Source organism: Rhodococcus sp. 4CII, from assembly GCF_014256275.1.
In the GTDB taxonomy this organism is placed as follows: domain Bacteria; phylum Actinomycetota; class Actinomycetes; order Mycobacteriales; family Mycobacteriaceae; genus Rhodococcus_F; species Rhodococcus_F wratislaviensis_A.
On record NZ_JACCFE010000002.1, the window covers coordinates 562,225 to 586,814 of the forward strand.

Here is a 24,590-nt window from a genome sequence, read left to right on the forward strand (position 1 = left end):
ATCGACCGACGCCGACCGGTGCGGAGGGGCGGGGCAGGAGACCTGCGTCTCGTCGTAACACCCGTCCGGGCGCGTACGCGGGGCGCCACCCCTGTGACCGTCCGAGCAGGGACAGCACCGCGCCGAAATCGGCGGCGTTCCCTTCGGCGGGCACGCCGGGCGCGAACGCGGCGCCGTCGCGGAGGCGGTCGGACCCGTCCGGAACGAGGCGGGCGATGGGGAGAACCGCTGCCACCACATCGGATTCGGGTGCGAAGTCGAGCCCGATCGACCGCGCGACGTCCCACGAGTGGACCGCATAGTCGAGGAAGTGGAACCCGATGGCCGTCGCAGCCGGGAACGGGAACTCGGTGCTGATCTCCGGTAGCCAGAACCGCCGCTCCCCGACGCCGCCCCGGGCGAAGGCCTCGACGACAGCGTCGGCCGCCGAGACGTACGCGGCAACGGGATTCGTCGAAACCCGGGGTTGCCAGTTCGCGAGGTCCGGACCGCTGCCGGCGGCCGCCGCGGCGAACCCCCGATGCTGCACTGTCATGTGCGCCAGCAGTTGCCCGAGATTCCACTGTGCGCAGGGCGTGGGGCGTTGCAGGTCACCGCGCGTCACGCGTGACACGACACCTCTACTTGCCTCGACGGCGCGGGCGTCCCAGCGCCGGATCTCGTCCACATCCATCGTCGACACCTCGTCATTCGAATCGGGTCATTCGAATCGGATTGATACGCGCCTGCTTATCATCTACCTGAGTAGATGATAGGTCAAGGTGTATTTTCTGCGGTATGCCCAGCCTCGACCCGACGAACGGACAGCCCGATCGGATGCGCCCCGACCTCGCGGCGATGACGACCGCCCTGAACCGTTCGCTGGTCGCGGCCGAACTCCCGGTGCTCGCAGAGCACGGGCTGACCATGTGGGGATACGTCGTGCTCCTCGCGCTCGACGAGCATCCACTGCGCACGCAGGCCGCCCTCGCGGAGACGATCGGTGCGGACAAGACCCGGATCATCGGCGTGCTCGACGCGCTGCAGGACCGTGGCCTGATCGATCGGCAGCGTGACCCCGCAGACCGGCGGGCTCGACTTCTGTCGCTCACCGCGGAGGGCCATGTCGTGCGCGATGCGGCGCAGACGGCGATCCGGCGGGGCGAAGAGCGCCTGCTCGCCCGCCTGCCGGAGCGCGACCGTGCGGGTTTCGTGTCCGGCCTGATGGCGCTGTCGGCACTGCCCGTCGAAGACGTCACCGGCCGGCCGGGCGACGCCAGGTGACAGCGGCCGTGCCGATTCGCCTCGCCCGGCCCGATCAGTCGAACACGATGATCTGACGGATCGCCTTGCCGTCGGCGAGTTCATCCATGCCGCGGTTGATGTCGTCCAAGGTGATGCGTGAGGAGATGAGCTTCTCCACGGGCAGCTTTCCGGAGCGCCAGAGGTCCTCGTAGATCGGGATGTCCCGGGACGGGACCGCCGACCCGAGGTAACTGCCGATGATCGTGCGGGCCTCGGCGACCAGTGTGAGCGGAGAGATCGACGACCGTGCGTCGGGGGACGGCAGTCCGACGGTGATCGTCTTCCCTCCGGGAGAGGTTGCGCGAACCGCGGATTCGAATGCTCGGGCGTTCCCGGCGGCCTCGATGACGATGGGCGCCCGCACACCGGCCTCCTCGAGTTCGGCCGGGGTGTAGACCGCCGTCGCACCCAGTTCCCTCGCGGTCTGCAGCTTCTCGGGAACGGCGTCTACTCCGATCACCTCGCCGGCGCCCAGGGAGACCGCGGTGAGGATCGCCGCCATCCCCACCCCGCCGAGCCCGACGACCATGACGGCCTGGCCGGGTCGCGGTTCGCCCGCGTTGAGGACGGCACCGCCGCCGGTCAGGACGGCGCAGCCCAGCACGGCCGCCACGTCGGCGGGCACATCGTCGCCGACGGGAACCACGGAGCGGCGGTTGACGACCGCGTGGGTCGCGAAACCGGACACCCCGAGGTGGTGGTGCACGGCGTCGTCGCCGCGGTGCAGCCGCGCTCCCCCGTCGAGCAGCGTTCCGTCGTTGTTGGCGCTGGTGCCGGGCCCGCACGGCATGCGGCCGTCGGTGGCGCAGCCCGCACATTCTCCGCAGCGGGGAAGAAAAGTCATGACCACGCGCTGTCCGACCGCGACGTCGTCGACCCCGGCCCCAAGTTGCGTGATCCGCCCCGCAGCCTCGTGCCCGAGCAGCATCGGGACCGGGCGGACCCGGTTGCCGTCGACGACGGACAGGTCGGAGTGGCACAATCCCGCGGCTTCGATCTGCACGAGGATCTCGCCCTCGCCGGGATCGTCGAGATCGAGTTCGGCGATCGAGATGGGGGTCGACTCGGCGAACGGGCGTGCTCGTCCGATCTCTTCGAGTACCGCTCCACGGATCTTCATCTCTTACTTCTCCTCCTCGTTCGATCCCTCGTCAGCGCACGATTCCGCGTACCGAGGCCGGCAGGTCGCGCTTACGACGATACGGTCCGACCACGGAGGCACCGAACGGGCGCTGGAGCAGGACTCTGGCGACGTCGCGCACCTCGTCGGTGGTGACCGCGTCGATCTTCGCGAGGGTTTCGGTGATGCTGCGGTGATTGCCGTAGTTGAGCTCGCTGCGACCGATGCGGTGCATCCGGGAACCCGAATCCTCCAGTCCCAGAACCAGTCCGCCTCGCAGGGACCCTTTGGCACGGGCGCATTCGGCGTCGGTGATGCCCTCGGCCGCCACGTTCGCGAGGACCTCGCGGATCACAGTGGTGACCTCCCCGAGGTTCTCGGGCTGACACCCGGCGTAGATCGAGAAGGCACCTGTGTCGGAGAACGTGTCGATGCCCGAATACACGGAGTACGCCAGCCCGCGGATCTCCCGCACCTCCTGGAAGAGCCGGGAACTGAGCCCGCCGCCGACGGCGGCGTTCAGTACCGACAGCGCCCAGCGGTGCGACTCGTGCCGCCCGAACGCGCGCACCCCGAGCGAGAGGTGGACCTGCTCGCTGTCCCTGTTGGTGAGGCTGAGCGTCGGCTCCGTCCGCAATCGCAGGGTCCCGGCGCGGCGCGGCGCGGGTTCGGACGCGGAGTCGAGATGCCCGGCGAACGCGCGCCGCACCAGTTCGACCGTGGAGTCGTGCTCGACGTTGCCCGCGACGGCCACCACCATCCGCTGCGGCGTGTAGCGCCGCACGTGGAACGAATGGAGTTGGGTGCGGGTCATCGATTCGATCGATTCGACGCTGCCGATCACGGGACGGCCCACGGGATGGTCGCCGTAGAGCGCGGTCAGGAACGCGTCGCCGAGGAGATCCTCGGGGTCGTCGTCGCGCATCGCGATCTCTTCGAGCACCACCTGACGTTCCACGTCGACGTCCGCGGACCGGCACCGGCCTCGCAGCACGACGTCGCTGACCAGGTCGACCGCGAGGGGTAGATCCTCGTCGAGGACGTGCGCGTAGAAGCAGGTGTGTTCCTTGGACGTGAAGGCATTGAGCTCGCCTCCGACCCCGTCCATCACCTGTGCGATGTCGAGCGCACTGCGCGACGGTGTCGCCTTGAACAGGAGGTGCTCGAGAAAATGCGCCGCCCCGGCCACGGTCGGCTGCTCGTCGCGTGATCCGACGCCTACCCAGACACCCACGGACGCGGATCGGACGCCGGGAACGTATTCGGTGACCACCCGGAGCCCGCCGGGGAGCACGGTGCGCCGGACGCCGGTATCCGGCTCGTGCAGGGTCGGCGCTTGGGTCAGTGCTGCAGTGCGGCTGCGATCGATCTTGGCCATGTAGTGGTTCAGCAGTCCTCGGAGGCTGGGCGTCGTCGAACGGCAAACTCTACACGCGGCACCCAACCGGCGTTCACCAGCCTCGACGATGCGGTTGCGAGCCGATCAGGACCATCGGCGAGCGGTGCCGGACCGCAGATCGGTCGCCGCCAGCACCGCGATCCGCTCGATCCGTTGCCCCGGCCGAATCATGTCCCGGTTTTCCAGCATCCGCGTGCGCGACGAGAGCGCGGGTCCGAACGGCACACTCTCCGACGCGACCACGTCCACCCGCAGCCCTCGTTCCTCCAGCATCGTCCGTGTCTTGTCCACACCGTTGAGCGTCGACTGGACGAGCAGCAGCGTGCCGCCCGGAGCGAGGAGGTCGGGGGCGTCGATGCAGATCCGATCGAGCACTGCGCGCCCGTCCACGCCGGCGTCCCACGCCCGGGCGAGGACCCGGCCGGGTCGGCCGTCGTCGGCCGCGGGTGCGTAAGGCGGATTCACCACGATCACGTCGAAGCGGAGAGTCCGGACGGAATCGACGAGATCGCCCCGGACGACACGGATCGTGCGACCGTTCAGTTTGGCGTTGAGCCAGGTGCTGAGCGCGGCCCGGCGCGACACGTCGACCGCGGTGACCCAGCCGGCTCCGGCCGCACATGCCTGCATGCTCAACGCCCCTGTACCGCAACACAGATCGAGCACGCGGGTACCCGGACCCAGGTCGCGGGACGCCAGCACCTCGGCGAGCAACCAGGTGTCGCGCTGGGGGCGGTATACCCCCGGTAGACGAAATAGCATGATCGGCCCCCTCCCACGCCGTTCCCTTCCAGCGTGGCCACTACCCGAAGTTACATGCAACTCGACACGGGCCAATTCACCCGCTGTTCACCTCGGAGCAGGCCGGCGGCCTCTACCCGGGTCAGGACTTCGGCTCCCGCAGATAGAGATCGCGGAGCAGTGCCACCTCGGCACCGTGATGGATGACCTCGCGATGAATGTGCAATACCAGCGTCGCCATCGGGCGGTCGGCGTACCACCCCTCGCTGGGGCCGCACGGCCGGGCGAGGCCGTCGGTTCCCAGGCTCAGCACTCCGGCGCACCAGGCATCGTATTGCTCGTCGAGTTGGGCGAGCGCCTCCGCGGCTGTGCCGGCGTACTCGAACGACTGATAGTCGACGGGCGGCCCGCCGAAATGATTGCCGATCCGGGTGCCGAACACGCCGACGACGATGTGGGCGAGCCGCCAGGCGATGGTCGTGATCGGGGTCGGGTCGGGCTCGGGAAACGCGAAATCGATGGTGAAGTCTCCGCTACCTGCCTGAACCGGGGCCTGCGACCGCCCCCTCGGACGCACGCTCCAGCTGTCCGATGCGGGCTCCCAGAAGTACTCCTCGTCGGTCAGTCCGTCCAACCGGGGACGCAGCTGATGCTCCCAGTGCCACCGCAGCTGATCAGTGAGTTCCTGCGGCCAGTCCATGTCGCACTCCCCTCTCTCGGCGCGACGGGCACGCGGCCGTCGCCGCCCTGTTTCCGGCTTCATCGCCGACGCTGACCGCGACCGTGAACACGGCCGGGATCCTCACTGCCGTGTCGCGCCGAACATTCAGTCGGTCAGGTGGCGCTCGACCGTCGCGACCTTCGCGTGTAGCTGGTCGGTGCGCCCCGGCCTGATGTCCGCCTTGAGGACCAGACTGACCCTCGGAAACTGTTCCAGCAGAACATCCGTGGCACGCTTCACCACGGCCATCACCTCGTCCCACTCCCCCTCGACGGTCGTGAACATCGATGTGGTCTCGTTCGGCAACCCGGATTCGCGCACCACGCGGACGGCCGCGGCGACCGCGCCACCGACGCTGTCCGAGTCGCCGCCCATCGGGCTGACACTGAATGCCACCAGCATGTTCTCTCCTTCGTCACAGATTCCGATGACTCGAGCATGTCATGCCGAGCCATGACGGTCAGCTCAGGTCACGATCGGGCGCATCCCGGCCTCCGCCCGGCCCGTCTGCTCGCGATCCGGATCATGTTGCGACCGTGCGGTTTCCGCTCCCATTGGCAACTCCGCGCGTCCCCCGGCGGGTGCCGAGTCAATACACGGAAATCTCGGTGACGCTGGGGACGTGTGGACGATCGGTCGTCAGCGTCACCTCGACCCGTCCGGATCCCGTTTTCAGGTGTGTCCACGGCTCCGCCGGAAAGTCGGTCAGCCCTCCGCTGACGTCTGCGGACCACGATCCTGCAGCGCCGGTATCGAGGTTGCGCCAGTGAAGAGTTGCAGAGACCGAGCACAACACACCTGGCTTCGCCGAGATGCCCACGAACGTCGCGTTCAATCGCACGTAGGCCAACCCGGGCAAGCTGTCCGTAGCAACGGCGACCCCGCCGATTCGGCCGCCGCAGGCGATCCCGTCAGCGACTGTGGCGGTGTCGGGAAGGTTCACCCACAGATCTCGCGTCTGATCCGCCGCAGCCGGAGCGCCGGCACAGAACACTCCGGCCAGCACCAGACCGCTGACCGCGATCGACTTGCCCAGCGTAGGAAGAGGCATACCGCTCCAGTTCGCCATCCGACAGTGGTTCGACGGTACATCGGCGCGGTGGCGTGGCCGTGCCCTTTGCGACCCGGCACGTCGGAAAAGGGCCGACGCCCGCTCGGCCGTGGGTGCTGAATACAGTTGCGTGGGAGCCGGTTCAACTCGACGATGTGTAACGCATCCAGTTCCGCCTCCGACATCGAAAGAGGCTGCAGTCATCTCCATTCTCGCGACAGCACACGAAGGGGAGCATTCATGAACGCACAGTGGGGGCGCCGGTCAGGCGCTGCGGCGGTCACCGCCGTCGGCCTGGTGACGGCGGTGGCGGCCGGCGGGGGTGCAGTCGCACGTGCTCAGCCCGTACCACCGACGTCGACGACGATGACGTGCTCGAGCGGCAATCCTCTCGCCTGGGCACCGGGTTTCACGTGGACCGTCAACGCCGCGTCGGGGGAATCGTTGCGACCGGGCGGATCCGCGCTGGAGCCGGCAATCCTGCTGAGCGGCGGGAACGAACTGCCCGCACCTCCCGGCGGTCTCATCCCGAGCATCGGACTCAATTGGTACGGCACCCGGGTGTCGGTCGACTGGCAGAACGCGACAACCGGAGCGTCGGGCCACAGTGTCAGCGATGAGGCAGCCTGGCAGCAGAAGCCTGGAATCCCGATCAACCGGACCTGGACAGGAACCGGAACGGTGTCGTTCACCGTGACCGTTCAGACCGGCGCCGGATGGTGGTTCGTCAATCCTCAGAACGCCGTCTGTCAGGGGACGATTTCCGTCGTTCCGGGGAGATGATCCGAAACGCCCCGGCTACCCGTCAGGAGGGAGGCGGGGCGTTCTCGGCCTCGGCGAGTTCGGCAAGTCTGCCAACGGAAGCCAGAAGTTTCTCCGACGTAGTCACGCGGGCGCGCTCGAGGCGCTTCGCGTCGGTCAATCGCGACCAATCATAGGTGTGCGTGACCCGGACGTGTGCCTCGTCGAGCGGCTCGAGTTCCCAGCGCCAGAGATGACCCGGCGCCTGACGGCCTTGCTCCGAGGGCCGCCAGGCGATTCGGCTCCCCTCCTCGAACTCCACGACGTGGTTGTCGCGGACGCCGCCATTGGTGAGCGTCATGGTGAACACGTCGCCCACGGCGCGTATCCGCTGTCCGGGGGCGGCCTCGGCCAGGTTCTCGTTGCCATCCCACAGCGGTTGTCGCGCAGGATCGGCGATCAGTTCGAAGACCGTCCGCGCCGGAGCCGCGACGATGCGGCTGGCGGTCACGACGGTGGGAATCCCGTTCTCCTCGGTCATCACCCGATCAAACCACACGGTCATCGGCGGAGTTCGGCATCGAACCGACGCCGCCTCCCTGCTCGGTCGAGCCGTCGACGAAAATCTCAGGCTCAGCGGGTGACGGTTGTTTCCCGCTCGACCCGCGACAGCTTCTCGGGATTACGCACGATGTAGAGCCCGGTGATCAGGCCGTTGTCCATCCGTACCGCCACGACGTCGTCGATCTCGCCGTCGATCCGGACGATGAGGGCCGGGCAGCCGTTCATCTGTACCGGCTCGACCGACACCTCGCCGGCGATCCTGGGCAGCCCGGCCGTCAGCAACCGTGAGACCCGGTCGGCCCCCACGATGGGCCGCAGCACAGCCTGTTTGACGCCGCCACCGTCACCCAGCAGGACGACGTCCGGCGCCAGCAGGTCGAACAGACTCTGCAGATCGCCCGTTTCGAGTGCTCGTCGAAACGCGTGCAACGCATCTCGCGACTCGGCCGGCGACACGACCCCGCGCGGCCGGCGCGCCGCGACGTGTGCCCGCGCCCGGTGCGCGATCTGCCGGACGGCAGCCGGGCTCTTGTCGACGGCGGCCGCGATCTCGTCGAACCCCAGATCGAACACTTCACGCAATACGAATACCGCCCGCTCCGTCGGCCCGAGCGTCTCCAGCACGAGCAGCATCGCCATCGAGACGCTGTCGGCCAGCTCCACGTCCTCTGCCACGTCGGGCGCGGTCAGTAGCGGCTCGGGCAGCCACGGCCCGACGTACGACTCCTTGCGCCGGCCGAGCGTCCGCAAGCGGTTGAGTGCCTGGCGGGTCGTGATCCGAACCAGATACGCGCGTTGATTCCGCACCGTGTCGAGATCGACGCCCGCCCATCGCAGCCAGGTTTCCTGGAGGATGTCCTCTGCGTCGGCGGCGGAGCCGAGCATCTCGTAGGCGACGGTGAACAGCAGGTTTCGGTGGGCGACGAACGCCTCGGTAGCGGGGGCCGACCGGGCGTCGCGGCGGCTGCTCCCGCCGCGTTCGTCCGGTGTGGTCTGCGACGTTCCGGCCATCGGTGGCTCCTCCTCGCACTCGACTGTGTCACCCACCAGACACCGAACCCCGACGTTGTGTGACAGCGAGGTGTTTGTAACACACGGTACGGAACTCACACTGTCACAACCATCGCGTTTCCGGCGTCTCATGGTCGTTCGGCACAGGAGCACCCAACATCACGAGTGAGGACGACATCATGGACGCCCGATTCACCATGTTCGACAACGAGATCGCCGCGAAGTTCGCCAAGCGGTTCGTCGGCGCCAGTCTGGTGATTCACCAATCGCCGCTGCCGAAGGCCACCCAGGAGCTGGTCAACATCCGGGTGAGCCAGATCAACGGCTGCGGTTTCTGCACCGACATGCACACCAAGGATGCCGCGGCCGCCGGCGAGACCCCGGTCCGGCTCAACCTGGTCGCCGCCTGGCGTGAGGCCACCGTGTTCACGGAGGCCGAGCGGGCCGCGCTGGCACTCGCCGAGGAAGGTACTCGGCTCGCCGACGCCCACCACGGCGTGTCCGACGAGACCTGGGCCGACGTTCGGGGCTACTACGACGACGACCAGATCGCCGCGCTGATCTGCCTGGTGGCCCTGGTCAACGCCGCCAACCGGATGAACGTGATAGCCCGCACTCCCGCGGGATCCTACGAGCCCGGCATGTTCGCAGCCATGACGAGCTGATCGGCAGACGGACCCCCGCCCCACGGGGCGGGGTTCACGGGGGCTGCAGTGTCACGGGGCCTGCAGTGTCACGACCAGCGAGCGTCACAGGCGTCGGTCTGCCCATCGCACAGGCACCGACCACTCGATTCCGCACCCCCGAACAGAGCGACCGCCAACCCCACGACCCCTATGCCACCGGCCAACACCGCACAGATTATGAACACGTCACTCATCTGCTCTCCCCCTTCTCGTGTCTCCATTACAACAGGTCACCCCGAGCCCGGACTCAGGGGCGTCCTCTGCTTGGAGCATTCCCGTTCGGCCGCATAGGGTCTCCCCGACGAGCAGGGTGATGGGGGCACAACCCATGGTCCGGTCGTTCACCGCCACGCTCACGGTGGCGGTCGACGCCGGCATCGACGTACTTCGCTACCGACGGAACGACGATTCCGCGGAGCATCTCTCCGAAATGCGACCGCCGTGGCGGGCTGGAACGCCCGGCACTGCACGCCGACGTCCGCGGTGGCGGTGATCGCTGCCACGGTCCCTCGCGGTGTGTGCGTCGGGACGTGAATTGCGCGCACTGGGATATACCGAGGACGTCGTGGTCGCCGCCGGTATCGACCGGAGCACCACCGTCCCCGTGCCCGAAGGCGGGGTCTTCCGGAGGGCCTGCCCATAAAATGGGCACCATGGTCGATACGTGGGATGCCGACGCGCCGGGAGTGATGCGCCTTCCGTCCGGCCGACTCGTCCGCGGCCGGGGCCTGCGCCGACCACTCCCGGAGGGCCCCCTTCCCGATTTCGCCGTCTACCTGCTGGGGAAGAATCCGCCGCCGGCGCAGTGGAACACCCGGTGGGTCCGGTGGCCCGATTTCTGGCTGCCGCGGGATCACCGCGACACCCACGATGCGCTGGATGAGGTGTGGCGACGGGCCGCCACCGAACGGGTGGAGGTGGCGTGCGGCGGCGGCCGCGGCCGCACCGGCACTGCCTTCGCCTGCGTCGCCGTACTCGACGGAGTCCCGGCGCGGGACGCGGTCGCGTTCGTCCGGCGGCACTACCACCGTCACGCGGTCGAGACCCCGTGGCAGCGGCGGTACGTCGAACGGTTCGCCTGACCGACAGACCGGCGGCCCCGCACGAAGGACATCGTGCGGGGCCGCCGGGGTGCGAACTGCGAGAATGTTACTTCTCGGCAGCCGCCTCTTCGCTCTGCTCGGCCGGAGCCGCAGCGCCGTCTTCCTCGACGGGGATCAGCGAGATCTTGCCGCGGTTGTCGATGTCGGCGATCTCGACACGCAACTTCGAGCCGACGCTGACGACGTCCTCGACCTTGGCAATCCGCTTGCCGCTGCCCAGCTTCGAGATGTGCACCAATCCGTCGCGACCCGGGAGGAGCGACACGAACGCACCGAAGGCGGTGGTCTTGACGACCGTGCCCAGGAAGCGCTCGCCGACCTTCGGGAGCTGCGGGTTGGCGATGGCGTTGATCATGTCGATCGCGGCCTGCGCGGACGGGCCGTCCGCAGCACCGACGAACACGGTGCCGTCATCTTCGATGGAGATGTTGGCGCCGGTCTGCTCGGTGATCGAGTTGATCATCTTGCCCTTGGGGCCGATGACCTCACCGATCTTGTCGACGGGCACCTTGATGGCCGTGACGCGCGGGGCGAACGGGCTCATCTCGTCGGGGGTGTCGATGGCCTCGGCCATGACCTCGAGGATCGTTGCCCGGGCATCCTTGGCCTGCGACAGCGCGCCGGCGAGGACCTTCGACGGGATCCCGTCGAGCTTCGTGTCGAGCTGCAGAGCCGTGACGAAGTCCTTGGTGCCCGCGACCTTGAAGTCCATGTCGCCGAACGCGTCTTCGGCGCCGAGGATGTCGGTCAGCGCCACGTAACGGGTCTCCCCGTCGACCTGGTCGGACACGAGGCCCATGGCGATACCGGCAACCGGAGCCTTCAGCGGCACACCGGCATTGAGCAGTGCGAGCGTCGACGCGCACACGGAACCCATCGACGTGGAGCCGTTGGAGCTGAGGGCCTCCGACACCTGACGGATGGCGTAAGGGAACTCCTCGACGCTGGGCAGCACGGGCATGAGCGCCCGCTCGGCCAGCGCGCCGTGACCGATCTCGCGACGCTTCGGCGAACCGACGCGTCCCGTCTCACCGGTGGAGTACGGCGGGAAGTTGTAGTGGTGCATGTACCGCTTGGTGGTCTCGGGCCCGAGCGAGTCGACCTGCTGCGCCATCTTGACCATGTCGAGGGTGGTGACACCCAGGATCTGGGTCTCGCCGCGCTCGAACAGGGCGGAACCGTGCGCACGCGGGACGAGGGCGACCTCGGCCGACAGCGACCGGATGTCCGTGATGCCACGACCGTCGATGCGGAACTGGTCCCGCAGGATGCGCTGACGCACCAGCTTCTTCGTCAGCGAGCGGAACGCCGCGCCGATTTCCTTCTCGCGACCCTCGAAGTTCGGGGCGACCTGCTCGAGGACCTCGACCTTCACCTCGTCGGTCTTGTCGTCGCGCTCCTGCTTGCCCGCGATCGTGAGGGCGGCGCTCAGCTTCTCGGCTGCGGCGGCCTCGACGGCGGCGAACACGTCGTCCTGGTACGCCGGGAAGACGGGGAACTCGCCGGTCGGCTTCGACGCCTTGGCCGCGAGCTGCTGCTGCGCGGTGCAGAGGCGGGCGATGAACGGCTTCGCGGCCTCGAGGCCCTCGGCCACGATCGCCTCGGTGGGAGCCTGTGCGCCACCGTCGATCAGGGAGATCACGTTGTCGGTGGCCTCGGCCTCGACCATCATGATCGCGACGTCGGCGTCGTCACCGGAACCGGAGACGATGCGGCCGGCGACGACCATGTCGAAGACGGCGTTCTCGAGCTGCTCGACGGTGGGGAATGCCACCCACTGGCCGGCCTTGTTCTCGTCCGACGTGATCAGCGCGACGCGCACACCGCCGACGGGACCGGAGAACGGCAGTCCGGCGATCTGCGTGGAGGCGGACGCGGCGTTGATCGCGACCACGTCGTACAGATCCTGCGGGTTCAGGCTCATCACCGTGACGACGACCTGGATCTCGTTGCGCAGTCCGTCGACGAACGACGGGCGCAGCGGACGGTCGATCAGGCGGCAGGTCAGGATGGCGTCCGTGGAGGGACGGCCCTCACGACGGAAGAAGGAGCCGGGGATGCGGCCCGCTGCATACATGCGCTCCTCGACGTCCACCGTGAGGGGGAAGAAGTCGAAGTGCTCCTTGGGGTGCTTGCTGGCGCTCGTCGCGGACAGCAGCATGGTCTCGTCGTCCAGGTAGGCGACGACGGCGCCGGCGGCCTGCTGGGCGAGGCGACCGGTCTCGAATCGAATGGTGCGGGTTCCGAAGGACCCGTTGTCGATCACGGCGGTGGATTCGAACACGCCCTCATCGACCTCTACTGCGGAATTCTCTGTCATCTCTTCTTTTCACTTCCCACTCGTCTTCGCCGTACCCGCGGGGGCGTTCTCACCCTCCTGGCGAGAACTGCGCACCTGAGGGACATCCCCCTCTCGAGTTCTCGGGATGTCACTGTGCGGAGGCGGTCGTCGATCGAAGTCCCCCGGACCGTGTCCGGAAGACCACTACCGAAGACCGACACCACATTCTCGGGTGCATACGGTAGTGCTGCCCTCGGCAGCTAACGCCGATAGCCAGCGAGGCCCAGTCTAAGCAAGGCCCCGCCGGCTACCGGAGTGATTCGCGATCGAAATGATCGCGGTGTGCGAAACTCAGCGACGCAGGCCGAGACGCTCGATCAGCGAGCGGTAACGCTCGATGTCGACCTTCTGGACGTACTTGAGCAGACGACGACGGCGTCCGACCAGCAGCAGGAGGCCGCGGCGGGAGTGGTGGTCGTGCTTGTGCATCTTGAGGTGTTCGGTGAGGTCGACGATGCGCTTGGTGAGCATGGCCACCTGCGCCTCCGGCGAACCGGTGTCGGTCTCGTGCAGGCCGTACTCGCTCAGAACCTGCTTCTTCTCTTCGGTGGTCAAAGCCACTTGTTCACTCCTGGTGATGACGTTCGCGTGAAAGGATCGAAACTCGGCGCGGCCACCGCGAACCGCAGCGCACGCCAGCGATCTACTCTACCAGCTGAAATGCCGCGCTCTTACCGCACGTCTTCGGATGCCGCGAGGATCCCGCGCGCACGCTCGGCGTCCTTGCCCATCGCGACGATCAGGTCGTCGACGGAGTCGAACTTCTCCATACCGCGCAGACGTTCCACCAGGTCGACGGCCACATGCTGCCCGTACAGGTCGGCTTCCCGGTCGAGCACGAAGGCCTCGACCGTGCGGGTCCGCCCGGAGAACGTGGGATTGGTGCCCACCGACACGGCGGCCATGTAGCGCTCACCGGAGGTGACCGTGCCCAGATCGACTCCGTGGCCGAGCACCGTGAACCACGCGGCATACACGCCGTCCGCGGGAATCGCGGCATACATGGGCGGGGCCACGTTCGCGGTCGGATAGCCGAGCTGACGGCCGCGACCGTCACCGTGGACGACGACACCTTCGACGCGGTGCGGCCGGCCCAGGGCCTCCGTCGCGGCGGCCATGTCGCCCGCGTCCACGCACGAACGGATGTAGGTGGACGAGAACGTCACGGCATGCTCTGCGAGCAACGTCACACCGTCGACGGCGAAACCGAACCGGTCACCGATCTGACGGAGCAGGTCGACGTTGCCGGCAGCCTTCTTGCCGAACGTGAAGTTCTCGCCGACAACCACGTCCGCCACGTGCAGGCGCTCCACGAGGATCTCGTGGGCGTACCGCTCCGGCGTCAGCTTCATGAATTCGGCGGTGAACGGCATGACGCAGAAGACGTCGATGCCCAGCTCCTCGGCCAGCTCCGCCCGGCGGGCGAGCGTCGTGAGCTGGGCGGGATGACTGCCCGGGCGAACCACTTCCATCGGATGAGGATCGAAAGTCATGAGCACGCTGGGTATTCCACGCGTGCGGGCAGCCGCCACCGCTCGACTGATCAGTTGGGCGTGACCTCGGTGCACGCCATCGAATACGCCGATCGTGAGAACACAACGACCCCAGTCGGCAGGAACCTCGTCGAGACCACGCCATCTCAGCACGAGTGGCAGCCTACGGTGCCGCGCGCCGATGTTCATCTTCGGACCGGGTGTCCGCGCCCGCGCGGCCCGCCGAAAGGTCGTCACCTCGCCGTTCACGGTGGCGGGTTCGGCCCCTCCCGGGCAGAACAGGTGTGTCGATGTGTCTCGCCGGTAAGACGTGCCTAAGCTCGTTGGCGTGGCCGTGAACAAAAATGACCAGAGCGTGACCGAGGGCTCCGCCTCCGACACCGGGGCACTCTCGGCAGTGGCGCAGGACTACCTCAAGGTCATCTGGACCGTTCAGGAGTGGTCGCAGGAACGGGTGTCCACCAAGCTGCTCTCCGAGAAGATCGGGGTGTCGGCGTCCACCGTGTCGGAGGCCATCCGGAAGCTGTCCGACCAGGGCCTCGTCGATCACGCCCGGTACGGGTCCATCGCCCTGACGGAGGCGGGCCGCGTCGCTGCCGTCGGGATGGTCCGCAGGCACCGCCTCATCGAGACGTATCTCGTGCACGAACTGGGGTACGGCTGGGACGAGGTTCACGACGAGGCGGAGGTCCTCGAACATGCCGTCTCGGATCTCATGATCGCCCGGATGGACGCCAAGCTGGGCCATCCCGAGCGCGACCCGCACGGCGATCCGATTCCGTCGGTCGACGGCTCGGTGCCCACTCCCCCGGCGCGCCAACTCAGCGACTTCGTCAACGGCGAGAGCGGCCGCATCGCTCGGATCTCGGACTCCGACCCGGCAATGCTCCGCTACTTCGATTCGGTCGGTGTCGCACTCGATGTCACGGTCACGGTGCTGGAGCGACGCGACTTCGCCGGAACCGTGTCGATCCGGCTCGACTCGCAGGAGGACTCGATCGAGCTCGGAAACCCGGCAGCCCAGGCCATCTGGCTGGTGTGAGCGGCTATCTGAGCGTCGCGGGGCGGACCACCATCACCGAACTCGCCCGCCGCCCGCGTTCCTGCAGCAGCGCGATGGTGTGCCCGCTCGGGTCGATCGCGGCGTACACGCCCTTGATACCGATCGGTTCGAGCCACCGTCCCTGACTGATCGATTCGGCCTCGTCCGCGTCGATCTGCCGGTGCGGAAACGCGGTCTGTGCGGCCGCGTCGATGTCGAGGCTGACCCCCGGTTCGTCGGCGAGCTGTTCCAACGTCCGCGAGTGCTCGAGCGTGAACGGACCCACCCGGGTCCGCCGCAGCGAGGTGAGGTGCCCGCCCACACCGATCAACGCGATGCCCAGGTCACGCGCGAGCGCCCGCACGTACGTGCCGGACGAGCATTCCACCTCGACGTCGAGGTCGGTGAACGTGCCGTCGGACCGCCGGCCGACGACCTCGAACCGCGACACCGTGACCGAGCGCGGCGAGAGTTCGAACTCCTCGCCCGCACGGATCAGGGCATGCGCCCGCCGCCCGTCCACCTTGATCGCGCTGACACTCGACGGGATCTGCTGGATGTCGCCGGTGAGGGCCTGCACCTGCGCGGCGACGTCGTCGTCCGTCACGCCGGACGCATCGGCCGACGCGACGACCTCACCCTCGGCGTCGTCGGTGGTCGTGGCCTGCCCCAGCCGGATCGTGGCCGTGTACGCCTTGGTGGTCAGTGCGAGGAGCCCCAGCAGTTTCGTCGCCCGCTCGACACCGAGGACGAGCACACCCGTGGCCATCGGGTCCAGCGTGCCGGCGTGCCCGATCTTCCGGGTTCCGAGCAGCTTGCGGCACCGGGCCACCACGTCGTGGCTGGTGATGCCCGCGTCCTTGTCGACGATGAGCAGTCCGGCGCCGACGAGACCGGAAGAGGGCTTTTCACGTGCAGACACGAGGTCCGATTCTGCCAGCCGACGTCACCGCACCGAAATCAGTGCACCGCAATGGCCGTGATGATGAGACCGTCCGACACCATCCACCGTCCGTCGAACGACGCGAGTGGTGGTCCGCCGACGGTTTCCCCGGAGATGAGGAGATCCGAATGGAACGTGCCGGTGCCGTCCCCGGACGCCTCGAACGTGATATGCGCGTCCTCGAAACCGAGCCACCGGCCGGTGAGCGGGAACCACGCCTTGTATGTTGCCTCCTTGGCGCAGAACAGCAGCCTGTCCCGGTGTACCGGACCGCCGGTGGCCGAGCGCCACTGCGCCGCGTCCGCCGGGCCCGACAGCCAGTCCCGTTCGGAGGCCAGGCTCACGGCGTCGAGCACACCGTCGGGCAGCGCCTCGTGCGGTTCCGCGTCGATTCCCACGGACCGCACCCGCATCGCGTAACCGAGCACCGCGCCGCGATAACCGTCGCAGTGGGTGAGGCTCCCGACGACGCCACGCGGCCACACCGGGGAACCCTTGTCGCCCCGGAGAACCGGGGCCTGGTCGACACCGAGCTTCGCCATGGCCAGTCGTGCGCAGTGGCGGGCGGTCGTGAACTCGCGTCGGCGCTTCTCCACCGCCCGGCCGATCAGAGCTTCTTCCTGCGGGTGCGGACGCAGTCCCGGCGGGTCCTCGAACAGTTCCGAGGACACCACTCCGGCAGGCAGGATTCTCTCGATCACAGGGCCCCCCTCGCCCGCATCTTCTCCACTTCGGCTTCCTGCTCGGGTGTGACCTTGAAGTGGCCTCCCCACTTGTTCAGGGTTCCCGGCGGATACTCCGGCACCGGGAGGATCTGCCGCAGCAACCGGTCGGGCAGTCCGCGCCGCTGCCACTCCCGCGGGTAGCCCAGCGACACCTCTTCGAACCGCACCCCGTCGTAGTAGGTGGTGCGCGGAATGTGCAGGTGCCCGTACACGGCGCAGACGGCGTTGTACCGGGTGTGCCAGTCCGCGGTCAGTTCGGTGCCGCACCACAGGGAGAACTCCGGGTACCACAGCACCTGCGTCGGTTCACGGACCAACGGGAAGTGGTTGATCAGGACGGTTCGCGTTCCCGTAGGCAGGGCGTCCAGGCGCGCCTTCGTTGTCTCGACACGGTTGCGGCACCAGGCGTCCCGGGTCCCGAACGGTTCACTCGACAGCAGGAATTCGTCCGTGGCGACCACGTTCTTCTCGCGTGCGATCGCGAGACCCTCCTCCTTCGTGGTGGCGCCCTCGGGCAGGAACGTGTAGTCGTACAGCAGGAACATCGGGACCAGCGTCACCGGTCCGTCCTCGTCCTCCCACACCGGGAACGGATCTTCCGGAGTGACGACGCCGATCTCGCGGCACATGGTGACCAGGTAGTCGTACCGGGCGGCGCCGTGGATCTGCACCGGATCCTTCGCCGTCGTCCACAGTTCGTGGTTGCCCGGCACCCAGATGACCTTGGCGAACCGGCTGCACAGAAGCTTCAGCGCCCACCGGATGTCGTCGGTCTTCTCCGACACGTCGCCCGCGACGATCAGCCAGTCCTCCGGCGAGTCGGGGTAGATGTCCTCGGTGATCGGCCGGTTTCCCCGGTGCCCCACATGGGTGTCGCTCACCGCCATCAATTTGGGTGCCACGTCAACCACCTTTCCGATCGTGTTCCGCTGCCGGAACACTGTCCGATCCGCGCCGCGCCTGCAGGTCGGTCCCGACCACGGCCCAGCGGCCCGAACCGACGCGCCACACGACCGCGAGCATCCGAAGAACTATGAACACCGTGAGGCCCGTCCAGATTCCCGCGAGGCCCCAGTCCCGCAGCATCGACAGCCAGATCAGCGGCAGGAATCCGACCAACGCGCACGACAGCGTCGCGTTCCGGAGGAAGGCGACGTCGCCGGCCCCGAGCAGCACCCCGTCGAGAGCGAACACGACTCCGGCGACGGGCATGATCGCGACGAAGAACCACCAGGCCACCGCCATCTCGTCGAGCACGGCCCGATCGGACGTGAACAGTTCGGGTATCACCCCGTGGCCCAGAGCGAAGAACAGGGCCAATCCCGTCGCGAAGATCGTGGACCACCGGGTGATCCGCCACGACAGCCGCGTCGCACCCTTCGCGTGCCCCGCTCCCAGCGCCGCTCCGACCAACGCCTGTGCGGCGATCGCGAGGGAGTCGAGGGTGAGCGCGACGAGGTTCCACAACTGCAGCACCACCTGGTGCGCGGCGACCGCGGCCGCCCCGAAGCGGGACGCCACGGCGGCCGCCGAGAGGAAGCACGCCTGGAACGCGAGGCTCCGCAGGATCAGATCCCGGCCGAGCACCATCTGCGCGCGCATGACGCGCCACCGCGGACGCAACGGCACTCGCTCGACGACCAGCGCGCCGACGAACAAGCTCGCGGACACCGCCTGCCCGACCACGTTGGCGACGGCCGACCCCTCGAGTTCCAGGCGCGGGGCGCCCCACAGTCCGTGCACCAGCACCGGGCAGGCCACGGCCGACACGACGAGGCCGGCGAGGACGAAACGCAGTGGTCGCACCGTGTTCTGCACCCCGCGCATCCACCCGTTCCCGGCCATCGCGACGAGAATCAGCGGCGCTCCGAACACGGCGATCCGCAACCAGCTCTCGGCGGCTGCCGCGATGTCGGAACTGCCGGCGATCGCCGACGTGACCGGTCGCGCGCACAGGTGGGCGAGCACGATCACGAGGGCGCCGATGCCGAGCGCCAGCCACGTGGCCTGGACGCCCTCCCGCACCGCGGCGCGCTCGTCGCCGGCCCCGTGCATCCGGGACGCACGCGCCGTCGTGCCGTAGGACAGGAACGTCAGCTGCGTGCTGACCTGCGCGAGGATGAGTCCGCCGACGGCAAGTCCGGCGAGCGCCAGCGCACCCAGGCGCCCGACGACGGCGATGTCGAAGAGGAGATAGATCGGTTCGGCGGCGAGAACACCGAGTGCCGGCAGGGCCAGCCCGAACACCGTCCGGGCGGTGGCGTCGCCCGTGACTTCAGAGACGTCGACCAAGGAATTCCGACCTCAACCGAGCGACTCGACGAGCGAGGCCACGATCTCGTCTGCGGAGGTGTCGGCCGTGTAGCCCGCCGCGAACCGGTGCCCGCCGCCACCGAGATAACCGGCGACGAGCGAGACGTCCACATCGGACTTCGACCGCAGCGACACCGACCAGGTGCCGTTCACCGCCTCCTTGAGGACGGCGGCGACCTCCGCCTCGGACGTCGTCCGGACGATGTCGATGACGCTCTCGATCTCCTCGGAGCGCAGACCGCCGACGTAGGCCTGCCGGATGACGGCGTAGACCAGTCCGCGCCCGCCCGCCGCTTCGGGGACGAGCGTCGCCGAGCCGAGTACCGAGGACAGCATGGGCAGCCAGCCGAACGGATGGGTGTCGAGCAGACGCCGCGCGATGCGGGCGCCATCGATGCCGGTGGCGAGGAGTCTCTCCGCGAGGGTGTGGGTGCCCGGCTGCACCCAGCGGAACGAACCGGTGTCGGTGACGAGCCCCGCATACAGGCAGTGCGCGAGGTCGGCGTCGATGTCCACACCCCACACGTCGAACATCTGCGCCAGGACCGCGGTGGTCGATTCCGCCGACTCGTCGATCAGGTTCATGCGGCCGAAGCGGGTGTTGGAGCGGTGATGATCGATGACGAGGGTCTCCCCCGCCGTCGCGAGCCGGTCGGCGAGCTTCCCGAGACGCCCGGCACTGCCGCAGTCGACCGTCACCAGCAGGTCGACGTTGCGGCGCACCTGATCCGAAGGCACCAGCAGGTGGGTGCCCGGCAGTTCGCGCATCGACTCCGGCAGTTCGTCCGGCGCACCGAACGCGACCTGCACCGGAATTCCCTTGCGCTCGAGCACCAACGCCAGCGCGAGACCGCTGCCGATCGTGTCGGCGTCGGGTTGGACGTGACACAGAATCGTCACCGATGTCGCGTTCTCGAGAACGGCGACCGCCTGCGGCAGGAACACCTCGCAACGATCGAGATCAGACAGGGACGTCTCCTGAGTGTGGGTCATGTCGGTCGCGTCAGTCCGCCTGGCGCGAACCGGACGGCTCGTCGACGTCGACGTCGGCGTCGTCCGCGTCCTCGACTCGGGGCTCCTTGTAGGGATCGGGGTCGCCGGCCGGAGACGCACCGGCCGCGACACGCGCGACCTCGTCGTCGGCGGCGCGGGCCCGGGCGAGGAGTTCCTCCATGTGCCGTGCGGTGTCGGGGACCGTGTCCGCGACGAACGTCAGCGTCGGCGTGAAACGGACTCCGGTGCCTGCGCCCACCTTCGAACGCAGCACCCCCTTCGCCTTCTCCAGCCCCGCGGCGGCGGAGACGAGATCGGGTTCGGACTCGAGGTCCGCGCCCATCACGGTGTAGTACACCGTGGCGTCGTGGAGGTCGGCCGTCACCTTCGTGTCGGTGATGGTGACGAACGCCAGGCGAGGGTCCTTGATTTCGTGGTCGATCGCCGTCGCGACGATCGTTCCGATGCGCTTGGCGAGTTTGCGTGCCCGGGCGGGATCCACCATGACAATCAGACTCCTCTCCCTGGCCGCTCGATAAGTTGTGACGTTGTGTGTAGCTGTTGTTCATTCTGCACGCCGGGCCGCGGGGGCGGCGGGACGGGCAGGGCGCTCCGAGTCAGTCCTCGGGGCCGAAAATCCTTCGCCGGACCGCAAGTAGTTGCAGTTCGGGCAACTCGGCGACGTGTCGTTCGCACGTGTCGAGCACCTCGTGCACATGATCGACCGCCGAACTCGCCATGGTGACACCGAGCATGGACCGGCGGTACCGATCCTGTTCGCCGGTCTCGGCCGCCGAGACACCGTAACGTCGCAGCTCCGCCAGAACCGGCTTGACCATTGCACGCTTCTCTTTCAGAGATCGCACGTCACCGAGCAAGATGTCGAGCTCGAGCGCACCGACGTACAAACTTTTCCTCCTTCGGGGAGACGTGCGCTTCTCCGGCCGATCGACTCGGCCGGAGAAGCGCACGCCGGATGACGCTGCTACGTCACCCCAAACGGATGGGGACTCAGTCGCGCGGCTTTTCCCGAAGCTCGTAGGCCTCGATGACGTCACCGACCTTGATGTCGGAGTAGGTGAGCGTCAAACCGCACTCGTAACCCTCGCGTACCTCGACAACGTCTTCCTTCTCCCGCTTGAGCGAGGAAATGGTGACGGTCTCGGCGACAACCGTGTTGTCACGCAGCAGCCGGGCCTTCGCATTGCGACGGATGCTACCCGAGGTGACGAGGCAACCGGCGATGTTGCCGACCTTGGACGAACGGAACATCGCGCGGATCTCCGCCTTGCCCAGCTCGACCTCTTCGTAGATCGGCTTGAGCATGCCCTTGAGCGCCTTCTCGACCTCGTCGATGGCCTGGTAGATCACCGAGTAGTACCGGATGTCGACGCCCTCGCGGTTCGCCAACTCGGTCGCCTTGCCCTCGGCGCGGACGTTGAACCCGATGATGATCGCGTTCGACGCAGCGGCCAGGTTGACGTTGGTCTCGGTGACGCCACCGACACCCCGGTCGATGACCCGCAACTGCACCTCGTCGTCGATCTCGATGCCGTGCAGAGCCTCTTCCAAGGCCTCCACGGTTCCCGAGTTGTCGCCCTTGAGGATCAGGTTGAGCTGCGACGTCTCCTTGAGAGCCGAGTCCAGGTCCTCGAGGCTGATGCGCTTGCGGCTCTTCGCGGCCAGTGCGTTGCGCTTACGCGCATTGCGCCGGTCGGCGATCTGCCGGGCGATCCGGTCCTCGTCGACCACGAGCAGGTTGTCGCCTGCGCCGGGGACCGACGTGAAGCCGACCACCTGGACGGGACGCGAGGGCAGAGCCTCGAGAACGTCTTCGCCGTGCTCGTCGACCATGCGGCGCACACGACCGTATGCGTCGCCGGCCACGATCGAGTCGCCGACCCGCAGCGTTCCGCGCTGAATGAGCACGGTCGCGACGGGGCCGCGTCCACGGTCGAGGTGCGCCTCGATGGCGACACCCTGAGCGTCCATGTCCGGGTTGGCCCGCAGGTCCAGGGCAGCGTCCGCCGTCAACAGCACGGCCTCGAGCAGTGCATCGATGTTGGTGCCCTGCTTCGCCGAGATGTCGACGAACATGGTGTCTCCGCCGTATTCCTCGGCGACCAGTCCGTACTCGGTGAGCTGCTGCCGGATCTTGTCCGGGTTCGCGCCTTCCTTGTCGATCTTGTTCACCGCGACCACGATCGGCACGTCGGCCGCCTGGGCGTGGTTGATCGCTTCCACCGTCTGCGGCATGACGCCGTCGTCGGCGGCGACGACCAGGATCGCGAGGTCGGTGGCCTTGGCACCACGGGCACGCATGGCCGTGAAGGCCTCGTGACCGGGGGTGTCGATGAACGTCACGAGACGCTCGTTGCCGTCGAGCTCGGTGAGCACCTGGTAGGCACCGATGTGCTGCGTGATGCCGCCGGCCTCGCCCTCACGGACGTTGGCCTTACGGATCGTGTCGAGCAGTCGGGTCTTACCGTGGTCGACGTGGCCCATGACGGTGACCACCGGCGGACGGGACTCGAGGTCCTCTTCGCCACCTTCGTCTTCGCCGTAGGTGAGGTCGAAGCTGTCGAGCAGCTCGCGGTCCTCGTCCTCCGGGCTGACCACCTGGACGACGTAGTTCATCTCGCCGCCGAGCAGTTCCAGCGTCTCGTCGTTGACCGACTGGGTCGCCGTCACCATCTCGCCGAGGTTGAACAGTGCCTGCACCAACGCTGCGGGGTTCGCGTCGATCTTCTCCGCGAAGTCCGACAGGGAAGCACCGCGGGCGAGGCGAATGGTCTCGCCGTTGCCACGGGGCAACCGCACGCCGCCGACGGCGGGCGCCTGCATCGAATCGTATTCCTGGCGCTTCTGACGCTTCGACTTGCGCCCACGACGCGGGGCGCCGCCGGGACGACCGAACGCACCTGCTGCCGCACCACGCTGACCGGGGCGGCCACCGCCACCGGGACGACCGCGGAAACCACCGGCGGGTGCTCCGCCACCGGGCGCACCTGCACCGGCACCGGGAGCTCCGCCACCGCGGTATCCACCGCCGCCGCCACCGGGACGACCACCGGGTGCTCCGCCGGGACGGCCGGGACGGCCGCCGGGGGCGGGACGTGCCGAACGAGCAGGCATCGCGCCCGGGTTCGGGCGGGGAGGCATCGAGCCGGGGCTCGGCCGGGGACCGCCCTGACCGGGAGCCGGACGGGGTGCACCGGGACGCGGTGCGCCGGGAGCGGGACGCGGTGCCGGACGCTCGGCGGGAGCCGAGGAGTACGGGTTGTTACCGACGCGCGGGGGCTTCGGGCCGGGGCGGGGTCCGCCGGGCTTGGCACCCGTGGACGGAGCCGCCGGGGCAGCAGCCGACGCGGCCGGGGCCGCGGGTGCGGCCGGAGCCGGTGCAGCCGGGGTCGGACGTCCGGGCTTGGGAGCGTTGCTCGCCGGTGCAGCCGGGGTGGCTGCGCTCGCCGCGGGGGCCGCCGGTGCCGGCGCCGGAGCCGCGGGGGTGGGCGCCGGGGCTGCAGCAGCGGGCGCTGCCGGAGCCGGGGCTGCGGGCTTGGGACCGGGACGGGGTCCGCCCGGCTTGGCTGCGGTCGCCGGGGCGCTCGGCGCGGGGGCACCGGGCTTGGCAGCCGGACGGGCTGCGGAATCGGACTTCGACGACGGGAACGACTCCCGCAGACGCCTGGCGACGGGCGCCTCCACCGTGGAGGACGCCGACTTCACGAACTCGCCCTGCTCCTTGAGCGTTGCGAGTAGTTCTTTACTTGTGACACCGAGTTCTTTAGCCAACTCGTGCACGCGGGCCTTGCCTGCCACTGCTCTCCTCACTGATGAGGTCGAGCAGGAGGCTCCCCTGAGAGGGGCCCGCACGACCTCGGGTTATCTCCGATGGACGATCATCGCTGGTGCTTCACGGTGTGCTCATGAGTGCTTGTGCCTGTTCTGTTCGAGAGGTACTGCTCTGGGTGGGTGCCCTGCGCGTACCCAGTGGTCGACTTCTGACACGTCGACACTTCCGGACACCCGCAGTGCTCTGCCGAATGCTCGGCGTCTTTCCGCGAGGTTCAGGCAATCCTCGGCGGGGTGCAGCCACGCACCTCGTCCGGGAAGCCTGCGCCCCGGGTCCGGAGTGAGAACGTGACCTTGCGGCCCGCTCTCACCCACCACAACCCTGAGCAGATCGACAGCCAGCGCGCGCTCCCTACATCCTATGCATGTTCGCACCGGTGAACCGGTAGGAACGCGCACGGAATCGGGGTGCTCATGCTGAACCATTGACCACTCTACCGCCGACTCGCCCCGATCTCCGCATTCCC

Annotated in this window: 25 protein-coding genes and 1 pseudogene; 5 read left to right on the forward strand and 21 right to left on the reverse strand. The window is 68.1% G+C overall.

From position 1 onward, the window contains the following. Positions 1–58 precede the first annotated feature (58 nt). Positions 59–673: pseudogene (locus tag H0B43_RS03470) on the reverse strand (TIGR03086 family metal-binding protein); the annotation flags it as partial. Positions 674–777: 104 nt separating this feature from the next. Here H0B43_RS03470 and H0B43_RS03475 point away from each other — a divergent pair. Next, entirely contained in the window at positions 778–1,263 is a 486-nt protein-coding gene (locus H0B43_RS03475) for a MarR family winged helix-turn-helix transcriptional regulator (RefSeq protein WP_185729279.1), read from the forward strand. 34 nt (positions 1,264–1,297) lie between these two features. On the opposite strand, the gene H0B43_RS03480 is transcribed toward H0B43_RS03475, so the two are convergent. The 6 genes from H0B43_RS03480 to H0B43_RS03505 all read right to left on the reverse strand — a co-directional run bounded on the left by H0B43_RS03480 (position 1,298) and on the right by H0B43_RS03505 (position 6,316). After that, on the reverse strand, positions 1,298–2,404 hold the full coding sequence (locus tag H0B43_RS03480; protein ID WP_185729278.1) for a zinc-binding dehydrogenase: 1,107 nt from the start codon (positions 2,402–2,404) through the stop codon (positions 1,298–1,300). Positions 2,405–2,435: 31 nt separating this feature from the next. Next, positions 2,436–3,782, reverse strand: a complete 1,347-nt coding sequence (locus H0B43_RS03485; RefSeq protein ID WP_185729277.1) for a pitrilysin family protein — start codon at positions 3,780–3,782, stop codon at positions 2,436–2,438. A 105-nt stretch (positions 3,783–3,887) separates the two neighbouring features. After that, positions 3,888–4,565: a HemK2/MTQ2 family protein methyltransferase gene (locus tag H0B43_RS03490; protein WP_185729276.1), complete on the reverse strand. Its 678-nt coding sequence runs from the start codon at positions 4,563–4,565 to the stop codon at positions 3,888–3,890. Positions 4,566–4,686: 121 nt separating this feature from the next. After that, positions 4,687–5,244, reverse strand: coding sequence for a DinB family protein (locus H0B43_RS03495; RefSeq protein WP_185729275.1), 558 nt, complete (start codon positions 5,242–5,244; stop codon positions 4,687–4,689). Positions 5,245–5,370: 126 nt separating this feature from the next. Then, the gene (locus H0B43_RS03500) at positions 5,371–5,667 is read right to left on the reverse strand and encodes an MTH1187 family thiamine-binding protein (protein ID WP_185729274.1); all 297 of its coding nucleotides are present in this window, start codon (positions 5,665–5,667) and stop codon (positions 5,371–5,373) included. Positions 5,668–5,854: 187 nt separating this feature from the next. Continuing rightward, the gene (locus H0B43_RS03505; RefSeq protein ID WP_252189867.1) at positions 5,855–6,316 is read right to left on the reverse strand and encodes a hypothetical protein; all 462 of its coding nucleotides are present in this window, start codon (positions 6,314–6,316) and stop codon (positions 5,855–5,857) included. Positions 6,317–6,556: 240 nt separating this feature from the next. On the opposite strand from H0B43_RS03505, the gene H0B43_RS03510 reads away from it, so the two are divergent. Beyond that, the gene (locus H0B43_RS03510; protein ID WP_185729272.1) at positions 6,557–7,099 is read left to right on the forward strand and encodes a hypothetical protein; all 543 of its coding nucleotides are present in this window, start codon (positions 6,557–6,559) and stop codon (positions 7,097–7,099) included. Positions 7,100–7,121: 22 nt separating this feature from the next. Here H0B43_RS03510 and H0B43_RS03515 read toward each other — a convergent pair whose 3' ends face one another. Continuing rightward, complete coding sequence (locus H0B43_RS03515; RefSeq protein WP_185730123.1) at positions 7,122–7,598, reverse strand: SRPBCC family protein; 477 nt, start codon at positions 7,596–7,598, stop codon at positions 7,122–7,124. Positions 7,599–7,690: 92 nt separating this feature from the next. After that, on the reverse strand, positions 7,691–8,632 hold the full coding sequence (locus H0B43_RS03520; protein WP_185729271.1) for an RNA polymerase sigma-70 factor: 942 nt from the start codon (positions 8,630–8,632) through the stop codon (positions 7,691–7,693). 179 nt (positions 8,633–8,811) lie between these two features. Between H0B43_RS03520 and H0B43_RS03525 the strand changes: the two genes are divergently transcribed. Together H0B43_RS03525 and H0B43_RS03530 are read left to right on the forward strand one after the other, a co-directional pair. Next, positions 8,812–9,297 (forward strand): carboxymuconolactone decarboxylase family protein, encoded by a 486-nt coding sequence (locus H0B43_RS03525; protein ID WP_185729270.1) that lies wholly within the window; start codon positions 8,812–8,814, stop codon positions 9,295–9,297. 674 nt (positions 9,298–9,971) lie between these two features. Further along, positions 9,972–10,400, forward strand: a complete 429-nt coding sequence (locus H0B43_RS03530) for a protein-tyrosine phosphatase family protein (RefSeq protein WP_185729269.1) — start codon at positions 9,972–9,974, stop codon at positions 10,398–10,400. A gap of 67 nt (positions 10,401–10,467) precedes the next feature. Here H0B43_RS03530 and H0B43_RS03535 read toward each other — a convergent pair whose 3' ends face one another. From H0B43_RS03535 to H0B43_RS03545, 3 genes are all read right to left on the reverse strand, one after another. Beyond that, positions 10,468–12,741 (reverse strand): polyribonucleotide nucleotidyltransferase, encoded by a 2,274-nt coding sequence (locus tag H0B43_RS03535; protein WP_185729268.1) that lies wholly within the window; start codon positions 12,739–12,741, stop codon positions 10,468–10,470. A gap of 312 nt (positions 12,742–13,053) precedes the next feature. Further along, positions 13,054–13,323 (reverse strand): 30S ribosomal protein S15, encoded by a 270-nt coding sequence (gene rpsO, locus H0B43_RS03540; protein WP_005240682.1) that lies wholly within the window; start codon positions 13,321–13,323, stop codon positions 13,054–13,056. Positions 13,324–13,433: 110 nt separating this feature from the next. Further along, entirely contained in the window at positions 13,434–14,408 is a 975-nt protein-coding gene (locus H0B43_RS03545; RefSeq protein ID WP_185729267.1) for a bifunctional riboflavin kinase/FAD synthetase, read from the reverse strand. Between the two features lie 175 nt (positions 14,409–14,583). Between H0B43_RS03545 and H0B43_RS03550 the strand changes: the two genes are divergently transcribed. Continuing rightward, complete coding sequence (locus H0B43_RS03550; protein WP_185729266.1) at positions 14,584–15,297, forward strand: metal-dependent transcriptional regulator; 714 nt, start codon at positions 14,584–14,586, stop codon at positions 15,295–15,297. 4 nt (positions 15,298–15,301) lie between these two features. Here H0B43_RS03550 and truB read toward each other — a convergent pair whose 3' ends face one another. The 9 genes from truB to H0B43_RS03595 form a co-directional block, all read right to left on the reverse strand. Beyond that, positions 15,302–16,219: a tRNA pseudouridine(55) synthase TruB gene (gene truB / locus H0B43_RS03555; protein ID WP_185729265.1), complete on the reverse strand. Its 918-nt coding sequence runs from the start codon at positions 16,217–16,219 to the stop codon at positions 15,302–15,304. Between the two features lie 38 nt (positions 16,220–16,257). Next, the gene (gene npt, locus H0B43_RS03560) at positions 16,258–16,941 is read right to left on the reverse strand and encodes a 4'-phosphopantetheinyl transferase Npt (RefSeq protein ID WP_185729264.1); all 684 of its coding nucleotides are present in this window, start codon (positions 16,939–16,941) and stop codon (positions 16,258–16,260) included. Next, complete coding sequence (locus H0B43_RS03565; RefSeq protein WP_185729263.1) at positions 16,938–17,867, reverse strand: metallophosphoesterase; 930 nt, start codon at positions 17,865–17,867, stop codon at positions 16,938–16,940. The genes npt and H0B43_RS03565 overlap by 4 nt, the downstream gene beginning before the upstream one ends. 1 nt (position 17,868) lies before the next feature. Beyond that, the gene (locus tag H0B43_RS03570; RefSeq protein WP_185729262.1) at positions 17,869–19,257 is read right to left on the reverse strand and encodes an MATE family efflux transporter; all 1,389 of its coding nucleotides are present in this window, start codon (positions 19,255–19,257) and stop codon (positions 17,869–17,871) included. A gap of 12 nt (positions 19,258–19,269) precedes the next feature. Then, entirely contained in the window at positions 19,270–20,271 is a 1,002-nt protein-coding gene (locus H0B43_RS03575; RefSeq protein WP_185729261.1) for a bifunctional oligoribonuclease/PAP phosphatase NrnA, read from the reverse strand. Positions 20,272–20,281: 10 nt separating this feature from the next. Next, on the reverse strand, positions 20,282–20,776 hold the full coding sequence (gene rbfA, locus H0B43_RS03580; protein ID WP_185729260.1) for a 30S ribosome-binding factor RbfA: 495 nt from the start codon (positions 20,774–20,776) through the stop codon (positions 20,282–20,284). A 112-nt stretch (positions 20,777–20,888) separates the two neighbouring features. Further along, the gene (locus H0B43_RS03585; RefSeq protein ID WP_005240674.1) at positions 20,889–21,179 is read right to left on the reverse strand and encodes a DUF503 domain-containing protein; all 291 of its coding nucleotides are present in this window, start codon (positions 21,177–21,179) and stop codon (positions 20,889–20,891) included. A 103-nt stretch (positions 21,180–21,282) separates the two neighbouring features. Next, on the reverse strand, positions 21,283–24,090 hold the full coding sequence (infB, locus tag H0B43_RS03590) for a translation initiation factor IF-2 (protein ID WP_185950055.1): 2,808 nt from the start codon (positions 24,088–24,090) through the stop codon (positions 21,283–21,285). A gap of 105 nt (positions 24,091–24,195) precedes the next feature. Further along, the gene (locus H0B43_RS03595; RefSeq protein WP_185729258.1) at positions 24,196–24,549 is read right to left on the reverse strand and encodes a YlxR family protein; all 354 of its coding nucleotides are present in this window, start codon (positions 24,547–24,549) and stop codon (positions 24,196–24,198) included. Between the last annotated feature and the right edge of the window lie 41 nt (positions 24,550–24,590).